The organism is Actinoallomurus vinaceus, assembly GCF_039542055.1.
GTDB classification, from domain to species: Bacteria; Actinomycetota; Actinomycetes; order Streptosporangiales; family Streptosporangiaceae; genus Actinoallomurus; species Actinoallomurus vinaceus.
Genome location: NZ_BAABHK010000020.1, coordinates 98,610 through 110,664, shown reverse-complemented (window position 1 = coordinate 110,664; position 12,055 = coordinate 98,610). Strand labels below are relative to the sequence as shown.

At 69.2% G+C, this 12,055-nt stretch carries 11 protein-coding genes and 1 tRNA gene; 4 read left to right on the top strand and 8 right to left on the bottom strand.

What is annotated here, in order from left to right; genetic code table 11:
* Positions 1 to 25: 25 nt before the first annotated feature.
* From ABEA24_RS45615 to ABEA24_RS45590, 6 genes are read right to left on the bottom strand one after another with little or no spacing between them, the layout of a single operon-like run.
* A complete protein-coding gene (locus tag ABEA24_RS45615; RefSeq protein WP_345440835.1) occupies positions 26 to 1,501 on the bottom strand; it encodes a protein kinase domain-containing protein in 1,476 nt (491 codons plus the stop codon).
* Positions 1,502 to 1,503: 2 nt separating this feature from the next.
* Complete coding sequence (locus ABEA24_RS45610; RefSeq protein WP_345440832.1) at positions 1,504 to 2,946, bottom strand: peptidoglycan D,D-transpeptidase FtsI family protein; 1,443 nt, start codon at positions 2,944 to 2,946, stop codon at positions 1,504 to 1,506.
* Positions 2,943 to 4,442: an FtsW/RodA/SpoVE family cell cycle protein gene (locus ABEA24_RS45605; protein WP_345440829.1), complete on the bottom strand. Its 1,500-nt coding sequence runs from the start codon at positions 4,440 to 4,442 to the stop codon at positions 2,943 to 2,945. Before ABEA24_RS45605 ends, ABEA24_RS45610 begins: the two co-directional genes overlap by 4 nt.
* Positions 4,442 to 5,995 (bottom strand): PP2C family protein-serine/threonine phosphatase, encoded by a 1,554-nt coding sequence (locus ABEA24_RS45600; protein ID WP_345440826.1) that lies wholly within the window; start codon positions 5,993 to 5,995, stop codon positions 4,442 to 4,444. Before ABEA24_RS45600 ends, ABEA24_RS45605 begins: the two co-directional genes overlap by 1 nt.
* A complete protein-coding gene (locus tag ABEA24_RS45595; protein WP_345440823.1) occupies positions 5,992 to 6,477 on the bottom strand; it encodes an FHA domain-containing protein FhaB/FipA in 486 nt (161 codons plus the stop codon). Before ABEA24_RS45595 ends, ABEA24_RS45600 begins: the two co-directional genes overlap by 4 nt.
* A gap of 11 nt (positions 6,478 to 6,488) precedes the next feature.
* Positions 6,489 to 7,229 carry an FHA domain-containing protein gene (locus ABEA24_RS45590; protein ID WP_345366472.1) on the bottom strand — a complete coding sequence of 247 codons (741 nt, stop codon included), beginning with the start codon at positions 7,227 to 7,229 and terminating at the stop codon, positions 6,489 to 6,491.
* A gap of 107 nt (positions 7,230 to 7,336) precedes the next feature.
* Between ABEA24_RS45590 and ABEA24_RS45585 the strand changes: the two genes are divergently transcribed.
* Positions 7,337 to 7,419 (top strand) — tRNA-Leu (locus ABEA24_RS45585).
* Positions 7,420 to 7,699: 280 nt separating this feature from the next.
* On the opposite strand, the gene ABEA24_RS45580 is transcribed toward ABEA24_RS45585, so the two are convergent.
* Positions 7,700 to 8,350 (bottom strand): response regulator transcription factor, encoded by a 651-nt coding sequence (locus ABEA24_RS45580; RefSeq protein WP_345440820.1) that lies wholly within the window; start codon positions 8,348 to 8,350, stop codon positions 7,700 to 7,702.
* A gap of 2 nt (positions 8,351 to 8,352) precedes the next feature.
* Complete coding sequence (locus tag ABEA24_RS45575) at positions 8,353 to 9,549, bottom strand: sensor histidine kinase (RefSeq protein WP_345440817.1); 1,197 nt, start codon at positions 9,547 to 9,549, stop codon at positions 8,353 to 8,355.
* A 179-nt stretch (positions 9,550 to 9,728) separates the two neighbouring features.
* Between ABEA24_RS45575 and ABEA24_RS45570 the strand changes: the two genes are divergently transcribed.
* Genes ABEA24_RS45570 through ABEA24_RS45560 form a run of 3 tightly spaced genes read left to right on the top strand, consistent with a single transcriptional unit; the run spans position 9,729 to position 12,019 of the window.
* Positions 9,729 to 10,244, top strand: a complete 516-nt coding sequence (locus ABEA24_RS45570; protein WP_345440814.1) for a YceI family protein — start codon at positions 9,729 to 9,731, stop codon at positions 10,242 to 10,244.
* Positions 10,245 to 10,274: 30 nt separating this feature from the next.
* Positions 10,275 to 11,216 (top strand): ABC transporter ATP-binding protein, encoded by a 942-nt coding sequence (locus ABEA24_RS45565; protein WP_345440811.1) that lies wholly within the window; start codon positions 10,275 to 10,277, stop codon positions 11,214 to 11,216.
* Positions 11,213 to 12,019, top strand: coding sequence for an ABC transporter permease (locus ABEA24_RS45560; RefSeq protein ID WP_345440809.1), 807 nt, complete (start codon positions 11,213 to 11,215; stop codon positions 12,017 to 12,019). Before ABEA24_RS45565 ends, ABEA24_RS45560 begins: the two co-directional genes overlap by 4 nt.
* The last annotated feature ends 36 nt before the right edge of the window (positions 12,020 to 12,055 follow it).

The following is a 12,055-nucleotide window of genomic DNA, read 5'->3' as shown; positions in this document are numbered from 1 at the left end:
GTCGTCTACACCATGCTCTCCGAACCTATCCGCCTGGGGAACTCTCTTCAGGCGCCGGTGTCGGAGACGTCGACGGCGGATCCGCCGTCGACGTGGTAGGCGTCGTTTTCGGGGTTCTCCTCGTTCTGGTCGGTTTCGGGGCGGCCGCCGAGCTCTTGGTCGAACTCGGCGTCGGGCTGGGGGTCGTCCGTTCGAACGTCGAACCCGAGGGTACGGGGCGATCCGTCGGCTCGCCAAAGTGAGGCCTCCGGGTGTGCCTGGTCGGCGCGGTGCGACCGACCTGCTGAACCCGGTTGCCGTCCACGAGCTTAGTGTGGCCGGGGCCCTTCCACAGGGCACCGACGGTGAACACGCCGACGCCGATGAGGACGGCCGCCGTGGCCCCGGTGAGCACCATGGGGAGGAGGAGCCCGCGCCGGCGCTTGGGCGCCCTCCGGGATCCCCCGGCTCGCGCGGCACCGATCCGCTGGGTCGCCGAGGCGGCCTCGCCGGGCGAGACCGGCGGCCGGGACACCGGGCTCTCCGCGGTCCAGGACGCCTCCGGCGACCAAGGCTGGGACGCGGGTCCCTCCCCCGACCACGGCCGGGAGGCGGGACCCTCCGCCGACCAGGCGTCGGCGACCGGGCTCTCGACCGTCCATCCGTGCGCGGCGGCGGTCTCTTCGGCCGAGGCCACGTCGCCGAGACCCAGTGAGTGGCGGATGGCGTAGGCGCCCTCGGCCACCTCGCGCGCCGAGCGCGGACGGTCGTCGGGGTGCTTGGCCAGCAGCGCGCCGACCAGGCCTCGGACGGCATGCGGCATCGATTCGGGCAGCGGCGGGGGCTCCTCGCGCACGTGCTTGAGCGCGAGCGCGACCGGCGTGTCGGCGACGAACGGCGGCCGCCCGCACAGGCACTCGTACGCGACGACGCCGAGGGAGTACAGGTCGGCGGCCGGGGTCACCCGCTTGCCCGTCGCCTGCTCCGGCGAGACGTACTGGGCGGTGCCCATGACCATGCCGGTCTGGGTCATCGACGAGTCGCCGCCGCCGCGCGCGATGCCGAAGTCGGTGATCTTCACGGTGCCGTCGGCGGTCACCATCAGGTTGCCGGGCTTGATGTCCCGGTGGATGATGCCCGCCGAGTGGGCGACCTGGAGGGCCTGCGCGGCCTGCCCGATGACGTCCAGGGTCGCGTCGACCGACAGCCGTCCGTCGCCGGCGAGGATGCGCGAGAGCGTCTCGCCCGGGACGAGCTCCATGACGAGGTAGGCGAGGTCGTCCTGCTCGCCGTAGTCGTACACCTGCGCGATGCCGCCGTGCTGCAGCCCCGCGGCGAACCGCGCCTCCGCGCGGAAGCGGCCCCGGAAGGTCTCGTCGTCGAGGTACTGCTGCTTGAGCAGCTTGACCGCCACCGGCCGGCCCAGGAGCCGGTCGGTGGCCTTCCAGACCTCGCCCATCCCGCCGACGGCCAGACGCTCGTCCAGCACGTATCGGTTGTTCAGGACGTCCGGGGAAGTCATCGTCAGCGCACCGCCTGGACCATTCTCAGCGCGATCGGCGCCGAGAACTTCGCACCGGTCGACCCACTCGGCCCCTCGGTGACCACGGCGAAGGCGATCTTGGGGTTGTCCTTCGGGGCGAACCCGACGAACCAGTCCTCGTTGATCCCGCCCGCGCCGGTCTCGGCCGTTCCGGTCTTACCGGCGATGTCCTGCCCGCCGACCGTGCTCGCCGCCGTTCCGTGGTCGACCACCGCGCGCATCATCTCCTGGAGCTGCTGGGCGGTGTCGGAGCTGATCGGCTGCCCGAGCTCCTTCGGCTCCGCCGTGACCAGCTCCGACTGGTCCTGGGCGACGACCCGCTTGACGAGGTACGGCTTCATCAGCTTGCCGTCGTTGGCCACCGCCTGCGCGACCATCGCCATCTGCAGCGGCGAAGCGGTGACGACCTCCTGGCCGATGCCGCTGCGGGCCAGCTGGTCGCCGTCGATCTGCTTGGTCGGGTAGACGCTGGTGGCGCTGGAGACCTCGTTCTCGATCTGGGTGGGCTTGTTGAAGCCGAACTTGGCCGCCATCGCGCTGAGCCTCTGCTGCCCCAGCGTGCCCGCGAGCCGGGCGAACGTCGAGTTGCAGGACGCCGCGAACGACTCGATCAGCGCCGGAGAGCCGGTGCACTTGGCCTCGTCGCCGTCGGAGTTGTGCAGGGTTCGGCCCGTCACGGGCAGGTGGAACTCGTTGGCGTCGAACCCCGAGTCCTTGGTGCCCAGCCCACCCTCGATGGCCGCGGCCGAGTCGATGATCTTGAACGACGAACCCGGTGCGAACGTCTCGCGGGTCGCGTAGTTCAACATCGGGTCGGGCTTCTTCTTCAGCGCGGCGAAGGCCTTGGTCGCCTTGTCGCCGTCGTGGACCGCGACATCGTTCGTGTCGTACGACGGGAAGGAGGCCATCGCCAGGATCGCGCCCGTCTTGACGTCGAGGGCGACCGCCGCGCCACGCCGGACCGTCCTGTCCTTGACGCCGCTGTAGGCCGCCTGCTGCGCGTCCGGGTCGATCGTCGTCTGGACGGTCGCGCCAGCGGCCTTCTTGCCGACCAGGGCGTCGAACCAGTTGTGCAGGGCCAGCCGCTTGTCGGTGCCGTCCAGGAGGGGGTTCTCCGCGCCCTCCAGGCCCGTACGGCTGAACACGCTGACGTAGCCGGTGATCGGGGAGTACAGCGTGCCCTGGTTGTAGTGCCGCTGGTAGTTCTTCCCGTCCTTGTCCGTCTTGGTGGAGTAGGCGAGCGTGACCTTCCCGGCCATGATCGGGCCACGGTTGTACTGCCACTGCTGCGCGAACTGGCGGGAGTTCAGCGGGTCGTTCTTCAGCTTGTCCGCCTGCGACCCCTGGATGTAGTTCACGTTGATGATCAGGATGACCACCAGCAGCAGGCCGGCCACCGAGACCTTGCGGAGCGGCTTGTTCACCTCGTGCTCACCACCTGGGTCATTCCCTCGTCCTGGATCGGCTGCGGCGCGGGACGCCGCGCCGTGTCACTGATGCGGATCAGAATGGCGATGAGAATCCAGTTGGCTAGCAGGGAGGACCCTCCCTGGGCGAGGAACGGGGTGGTCAGACCGGTCAGCGGGATCAGCTTGGTGACACCGCCGACGATCACGAAGACCTGCAGCGCGAAGACGAACGACACACCGCCCGCGAACAGCTTGGAGAAGTTGTCCTTCGTGGCCAGCGCCGCCTTCATGCCCCGCTGCACGATCAGCGCGTACACGAGGAGGATCACCATCGCGCCGGTCAGCCCGAGCTCCTCACCGAACGAGGTGAAGATGAAGTCGCTGAAGGAGTACGGGGTGCGCCACGGCTCGCCCTGGCCCAGCCCGGTGCCGAGCACACCGCCCTGGCCGAGCGAGAACAGGCCGCGCATCAGCTGACCGCTGTCGGCGACGTACGTCCCGCCCTTGGCGTGACACGCGGCCACCGTGCCGATCTGATTGATGATCTTGTTGCCGACCTGGCAGCCGCCGTCGAAGTACGACTTCGGGTCCAGCCAGATGTTGATCCGCTGCTGGACGTGCGGGATGAACGGGGTGAGGGCGCTGGCCCCCGCCAGCAGCAGCCCGCCGATCGCCACCCACATGAACCGCTCGGTGGCGATGTACAGCATGCTCACGAACAGCCCGAAGAACAGGATCGCGGTGCCGAAGTCGTTCTCGAGGGCGAGGACGCCGAGACACAGCGCCCAGATCACCAGGATCGGGCCCAGGTCACGCGCTCGCGGGAGGTTCAGCGGGCCGATCTTCTTCCCGACGATCGACAGGGCCTGCCGTTTGTTGACCAGGTAACCGGCGAAGAACGCGACCAGCGCCAGCTTCGAGAACTCGCTGGGCTGGATGGAGAACGGCCCGAGCCGGATCCAGATCTTCGCGCCGAGGCTGCCGCTGATCGACGACGGCAGGAAGCCCGGCAGGGCCAGGAAGAACAGCCCGGCCGCGCCGATCGTGTACATGTACCGCTGCAGGACCTTGATCTCCCGGAGCAGCACGATCGTCGCCGCGAACGCCGCGATGCTGAGGGCCGTCCACATGAGCTGGTTCGGCGCCGACGCCCAGATCCCGGAGGGGTTCTTGCCCTGGGCCCGGGCCAGTTGGACGTCACGGCTCGTGCCGAGGTCGAGCCGGTAGATCATGGCCAGCCCGATGCCGTTCAAGAAGACGGCCAGCGGCAGCAGCAACGGATCGGCGTACGGGGCGAAGCGCACGATCAGGGCGTACGAGATCGCGACGAGCACCGCCAGGCCGGCACCGTAGCCGTACATCCCGGTGGGCAGGGTGCCGTCCCGCGCGAGACCCACCTGGGCGAAACCCGCGATGGTGATCACCATCGCGAAGATGAGCATCGCCAGTTGGGCGCTCCGCCGGGGGCGGGTCGCGATCTGAACCTCGGGTTCGGCGGCTGCGGAAGTCATCAGTGCTTACTGCTCGGCTTTGGACAGTCGGACCCGGGGCGCGTCCGGCACTTGTCGGCCGCGTCCTTCAGATCGTTGACCTTGGCGCGGGCCTGATCGATGTCGGGAACGGTGATGCCCCTGCGCACGCTGTCCTTGGCCGACTTGGGGAGCTGGCTCGTGAGCAGCGACGGATCGGGCGTCTCGAGGACCTTCTCGTCACAGCCCTGCGGCTTCTGGCCCTTGCCTCTCCAGATCGCCACGACGCCCTTGGAGTCGTCGGACACGACCAGGTGACAGACCTGTTTCCGCAGGTCGGTGACGGTTTTGCGGGCCTTCGTCAGGCTGTCGAGATTGTCGATCGTGTGGGTCACGGAGTTGCGGGCCGCCGAGGTGAGGTCCTCGAGCTTCAGCGCGGGGTTGGGGCGCTCCTGCAGGTGGGACAGCTTGAAGCCCAGGATGTCCTGGTTGATCCCCTGGTAGATGACGACCTGGCCGCCGTCCGCCGCGACGTAGTACTGCCCCTGGGTCGTGTTCCACGCGACGTACGACCCGCCCGCGGCCAGCAGGACCACCGCGCCGGCCGCGGCGACCAGCCACGGCCAGCGGCGCCGTCGCCGCCCCACCGCCATCTGCGGCAGCGTGTCGTCCGGCTGATGACCGATCGCCGGCATGTCCGCCACGGTCACGGGCGCGGGCTGCTGCTGCGGGTCCCGCAGCTGGGCGGCCCGCTGCGCCGGGGTCTCCCCGGCCATCGCGCCGGGCGGCGGCATGTCCGCCTCGCCCCGCGTACGGCCGGCGTTCTGCGCGGCGCCCGCCGTGATCGGCACCGACGGCGGGCCGTGCTGCTGCTCCAGCTCCACGACGTCGGCCACCACGCACGTGATGTTGTCCGGGCCGCCGCCGCGGTTCGCCAGGTCGATGAGCTGGCGCACGGCCTGGTCCGGCTCCGCCACCGTGCTCAGCGCGTGGTGGACCGTCTCCGCGCTCACCACCGTGCTCAGCCCGTCGGAGCACAGGAGGTAGCGGTCGCCGATCTGCGCCTCGCGCAGCGAGATGTCCGGATCGACCTCACCACGGCCGTCGAGCGCCCGCAGCAGCAGGGAACGCTGCGGGTGTGAAGCGGCCTCGTCCAGGCTGATCCGGCCCTCGTCGACGAGCGACTGCACGAGGGTGTGGTCATGGGTGATCTGGAACAGCTCGCCGTTCCGCAGGAGGTACGCGCGGGAGTCGCCGATATGGACGAGGGCGACCTGCGGGCCGTTCCAGAGCATCGCGGTCAGCGTGCAGCCCATCCCCTGCAGGGACGGATCGCCCTCCACGATGCTGTGCAACGTCTCGTTGGCGCGGTGCACCGCCTGCTCGAGCACACCGACCAGCTCATGCGGCGGGACGTCGTGGTCGAGCGGCTTCAGGGTCTCGATGGCCGCGGCGCTGGCGATCTCGCCGCCGACATGGCCGCCCATGCCGTCGGCCACCGCGAGCAACCGGGGCCCGGCGTACGCCGAGTCCTCGTTGCCCTCGCGGAGCATGCCGACGTCCGACCGGGCGGCGAAACGAATTCCGATGGTCATTTGCGCAGCTCTATGACGGTCTTCCCGATGCGGATCGGTACGCCGACGGGGACGGGTTCCGGCCTGCTCACCTTGGCACGCCCGAGGAAGGTGCCGTTCGTCGAACCGAGATCCTCCACGAACCACTGACCGTTCTGCGAGAAGAGCCGGGCGTGCCGCCCCGAAGAGTAGTCGTCTCCGAGAGGCAGCGTGACGTCATTGGCACGACCCATCGTTATCTCCGTGCCGACGAGATCCATCGTCGTGCCGGCCCGGGCACCTTCGGTGATCACGAGCTTGGTCGGGTCCGCTCGCCTGACGCGCGGCGGCGCCGCCGACCGAGGCGGCCGGGCGGGCTGAGCGGCCTGGCGAGGCCGCGCCGCCTTCGCGGCGGCCTTCGAACCCCACAGGTCGGCACGGATGACGCCCGCAGCCGCGATGACGAACAGCCACAAAACGGCCAGGAACGCCACCTTCATGAGCGTCAGGGTGATTTGGTTCATCGGAGTCGGAGCTACTCCCTATCGCGGCGGAACACCAGGGTTGTTCGGCCCAGCGTCACACGTGAGCCATCGTGCAGCGTCACGCGACGGATCGGCTGGCCGTTCACGAAAGTGCCGTTTGTCGACCCTAGATCAACCGCAACCACCTCCGGGCCCTCGACTCTGATCTCGGCATGGTGCCGGGAAACGCCCGGATCGACAAGCCGAAGATCGCAATCGGTGCCCCGGCCCAGCAGTGTCACCGGGGTCGTCAGATCGTACGTGTGACTCTGCTGACCCTCCGTGCTCACCAGCAGTCGCGGCCGGCCACCCGCGAACCCGCGCGGCGGCGGAGGCATGTCGCTCATCGGCTGGCGGATCTCACCGCCCTCGACCGTCGAACCGCGGATGACGCCCGAACGGATCCGGAACATCCCCGTCCGCAGGTCATCGGCGTTCTCGAACCGCACCCGCACCGGCCCGACGAAGGAGTAACCCTGCTCCTTCGCGTGCTCCCGGGCGAGATTGGCCAGCTCCTGGCTCAGGCTGTCGGCGTACACCTCGAGCCGCTCACCGTCGGGGTGCGAGATCTCGACGACGAAGTCGTTCGGCACCAGCGTGCGACCCTGCGCCACGATCGCGGCGCGTTCGTCCATCTCGCGCTGAATGGCGCTGGCGACCTCGACGGGCTGGAGCTCCGACTTGAACGCCCGCGCGAAAGCACCCTCGACCATGCCCTCGAGCCGACGCTCGAAGCGCTGTAGGACACCCACGTGCACCTCCCCTCTCCACTGCTAGACGATCGTATCTGTGCGTAGGTTCGTCCCGAGCAACCGATTCGGACCACGGCACGAATGGTGCTAACCTTTGGACGCGCCCAGGGCGGGTGGCGGAACGGCAGACGCGCACGGTTCAGGTCCGTGTGTCCGCGAGGACGTGAGGGTTCAAATCCCTCCTCGCCCACTCGGTGTCGGGGTCAGTATGGTCGGAAGCGTTGCTTCCTTCCCGCTGACCCCTTCGTCATTTTTTCGGGGGGACGACCCCCCGGGCCCCCCGAGGTGGGGGCTTCGCCCCCCACGCCCCCCTTGTGGGCTGGGGTTTGGTGGTTGGCTTTTTTTTGGGGCTTTGCCCCTTGCTCTCGGTGGTTGTCGGTCTGGTTCAGGATGCTCTTGTTTTGGGGTCGGGTGGGTTGGTGGTTGGGAAAGATTTACGGTTGGGTGGTTCTGTTCTGGGCTTGGCTTCACTACGGGGTGACGATGCCGGCGTCGTGGGCCAGTAGGCCGGCCTGGGTGCGGTTGACGCAGCCTAGTTTGTCCAGGGTGCGGGATACGTAGCCCTTGATGGTGGCTTCGGAGAGGAAGAGGCGCGCGGCGATCTGTGCGTTCGACAGGCCCTCGCCCAGGCCGGCCAGCACTTGGGTCTCCCGTTCGGTCAGCGTGTTGACCAGTTCTTGTGCGCGCTCGCGGGCCGACAGGCTGTCCGTCGACGCCGCGACCAGTCGGCGGGCGGCGGCGGGCGACAGGACGGTGTGTCCCTGGGCCGCTGCGCGCACCAGACCGATCAGCTCTTCCGGTGGCGTGGACTTGACCAGGAAGCCGGTCGCCCCGGCCCGCAGGGCACGCAGCACGTACGGGTCGGCGTCGAAGGTCGTCAGCACCACGACGTTCGGCGGATCCGCCAGCTCGTTGATGCGCTGGATCGCGGTCAGGCCGTCCATGCCCGGCATGCGCAGGTCCATCAGGACGACGTCCGGGCGGTTCTGCTGGACGGCTTCGAGGCCGGCCGCCCCGTCGTGTGCCTCGGCGACGACCTCGATGTCCTCGGCCGAGCCGAGGATGGTGCGCAGGAACATTCGCACCATGGGCTCGTCGTCCACCACCAGCACTCGGGGCATTCTCACACCGTCAATTCCGCGGTAGGCACGTGCGCGGGCAGCGTCGCCTCGACGCTGAACCCGCCGTCGGGACTGGGTCCGGCACGCAGCTTGCCCTGCACCAACTCGGCGCGCTGCCGCAGGTGGGGGATGCCCAGACCGGAGCCGGAACCGGTGAGGGCGATGCTGGGTCTGCTGGTCGGTGGCGTGTTGTGCACCGTGAGCCGCAGCTGCGCCTCTCCGTACTCGACCCGCACGGTCACCCGCGCGCCGGGCGCGTGCTTGCGCACGTTGGTCAGGGCCTCGCGCAGGACGCGGTAGGCGATGCGTCCCACCACCGGTGAGGCGAGTGCCGGGTCGCCCTCCTGGATCAGTTCCGTGGGTATCCCCACCGCGATCGACTCGGTGACCAGGTCGTCGAAGCCTCCCACCGAGGGCGTGTGATCGCCGTCGGAGGGGTCGCGCAGGATGCCGACCACGTCGCGCAGCTCGTCCAGGGCCTGGCAGCCCGCAGCCCGCAGGTCCTCCGCGGCCTGCCGGGTCGCCTCGTCCTTGGCGGTCACGCGCAGCGCGCCGGCCTGCAGCACCATCAGGCTCACCCGGTGGGTGACCACGTCGTGCATTTCAATGGCCAGCCGCGCGCGCTCCTCCGTGCGCGCCTGCTCGGCCAGCAGGTGCTGCTCCCGCTCGGCCCGCTCGGCGCGTTCCACCAGCGCGCAGACCATCCGCCGGCGGGCGTCGAAGTACAGCGCCAGCAGCGGGCCGACCGCGGTGCGCAGCAGCCCTATCGTCATGGGCGTTAGCGACGGGTCCCAGGGCCGCATGACGACGACGGTGAAGGCGGCGAGCGCGACGAGCGCCGTCTTGCGGTTGCGGTGGTAGAAGAGCGGACCGTACGCGGCCAGCATCGTGGACAGGGGGGCCCAGGAGTTCTCGTCGTGCGCCGGCGTCAGCGCGCCCACCGGTGAGATCAGCAGCGTCACCGCCAGCGTGAACGCGCCGAGCACGCCGATGACGGTGAGCGGGGCGATGCGGCGGATGGCCAGCGAGCCGCAGGCGAGCGCCTGCACGCCCAGCATGACCCAGGCGAGGGTGCCCGGGTGGTCCGGCCACCAGGTGGCGTGGATCAGCGTCATGCCGGTGTCGAGCAGCCCGAAGGCGACCGCGATCGTCACGTCCAAGGCGACCCGGTGTTCTCGGTACCACGGTGCCTTCGCCATGCCCCCTACCGTACGGATTGTTGGTCTTCGTATCGCCTGCACGTGAATCGCCCCGTACGTCCGTCTTGGGCGGACCCTACGAAAGTCGTATGTCACCGCCTGTGAGTAGCCCTTTCGGTGTTCCCGGAGCCGACGGCCGGCCCTGTCGCGCGGGGGCCCGTCGGCAATGAGATAGGGGCATGGCCTCGACAGTCAACCCCGTCACGACGACCCCCCGGCTGGGTCGCTACACGATCGACACGAACCGCTCCTCCATCACGTTCAGGAGCCGCCACTTCTTCGGCCTACTGCCGGTGAAGGGCACCTTCGCCATTCGCAGCGGAACGATCAAGGTGGCCGAGCCGCTCGCGGAGTCGAGCCTTCGGGTGGAGGTCGACGCGGCGAGCTTCCACACCGGCAACGGCCAACGGGACGCGCACGTACGGTCGGCGAAGTTCCTCGACACCGGCCGCCACCCTCTGATCACGTTCGTCTCCGACAGCGTGGACGCCACCACGGTCTCCGGCACGCTCACCGTGTGCGACGTCTCCCAGCCCGTGAGCCTGGCGATCGTGCACTCCGAAGTGGCCGCGGAGAGCTTCACCGTGCGAGCCACGACCCGGGTCGACCGCCACGACTTCGGTGTGACGGCGTCCCGCCTGATGGCCGGGAAGCGCTTCGACCTGACGTTGGAGGTCACCTGCGTGCATCGCTGACCGCACACCACCGAATCACGGGAGAGGACCATGACCAACGCGGTCGTGGTGGAAGGCCTGCACAAGACCTACGGCACGGTACGGGCCGTGAACGGCGTGAGCTTCACGGTCGACGACGGCGAGATCTTCGCGCTGCTCGGCCGCAATGGCGCAGGCAAGACCACCACCATGGAGATCCTTGAGGGGTTCCGCACCAGGACCGGCGGGCGTGCCGAAGTGCTCGGCCTCGACCCGGGTGACCCGGCCACCAAGCGGCGGCTGAGCGAGCGCGTCGGTCTCGTGCTGCAGGACATCGCGGTCGAGCCGTACCTGACGGTCCGCGAGACGATCGCCCGCAACGCGGGCTACTACTCGGCGCCGCGCGACATCGACGAGGTGATCGGCCTGGTCGACCTCGTCGGGCTTGAGAAGAAGAAGGTCCGTACGCTCTCCGGCGGCCAGAAGCGCCGTCTGGACCTCGCGCTGGGAATCATCGGCGATCCGGATCTGCTCTTCCTCGACGAGCCGACGACCGGGTTCGACCCGAACGCCCGTCGGGGCGCCTGGCAGCTGGTGCGGAATCTGCGTGACGCGGGGATGACCATCCTGCTCACCACGCACTACATGGAAGAGGCACAGGTGCTGGCCGACCGGGTGGCGGTGATCGCCGCCGGGCGGATCGTGGCGGAGGGCACCCCCGACACCCTCGGCGGGCGCGACACCGCGCAGACCCGCATTCGTTTCGAGCTGCCTCCGGGATGCGCGGTCACCGATCTGCCGGCGGTCGCCGTGCCGAGCGACGACGGCCTGGTCACCGTGGAGTCCGGGGAGCCGACCGGGACGCTGCACCGGCTGACCGGCTGGGCGCTGGGCCGCGGTGTGGTGCTCGCCCGGCTGACCGTCGACCGGCCCAGCCTGGAGGACGTCTACCTGCATCTGACCAGCGCCGGCCAGAGCGCGCCGGAACGCACGCTGGAAAGGAGCGCACCGTGAATGCCGCGGTTCCGGGCGCGGCGCACCGGCAGGTCGCACCTCGCCGCGGTGTCGGTCTGTTGTGGCACCAGATCCGCTACGAGCAGCTGACCTTCTGGCGCAACCCGCAGAGCGCGTTCTTCACCTTCGTGTTCCCGGTCCTGGTCATCTCGATCTTCGGCGGGTTGTTCGGTGACGTCAAGGACACCTCGTTCTACTACGGCGGGGATGCGCTCCAGTACTACGTGTCCACGATCATCGCGATGTCCGTGCTGGGCTCCTGCTACAGCCAGTTGGCCATCGTGCTCGCGACCCGGCGCCAGAACGGGATCCTGAAGCGGGTCCGGGCGACACCGCTGCCCGCCTCCGCGTACTTCGTGGGCCTGCTGGCGCACTGCATCCTGGTGAGCTTCGTCGACGTCCTGCTCATCATCGTGGTCGGCCGGTTCTACGGGCTCTCGCTGCCCGGTTTCTCCCAGTGGCTCTCGATCGTCGTGTCCCTGGTGCTCGGCGCGACGGCCTACTGCGCGCTGGGCGCCGCGGTGGCCTCAATGATCAAAAACGCGGATGCCGCGCCGGCGGTCGTGCAGTTCGTCCTGTTCCCGCTGGTGATCATCTCCGGCACGATGGTGCCGATCCACGGCGTCGTCGGCACCATCGCCGGCGCGCTGCCGGTGAAGCCGTTGAACGACGCGCTGCTGACCGCCTTCACCGGCGACGGCTCCGGCTTCCAGTGGCATGACTACGGCACTCTGCTCGCGTGGGGTGCGGTCAGTGCGGTGGTGGCCATCCGCCGGTTCCGCTGGGACCCGCGGCCGGAGTAGACCGATCCGGCCGACGGCAAGGGCTGAACTGGGTAT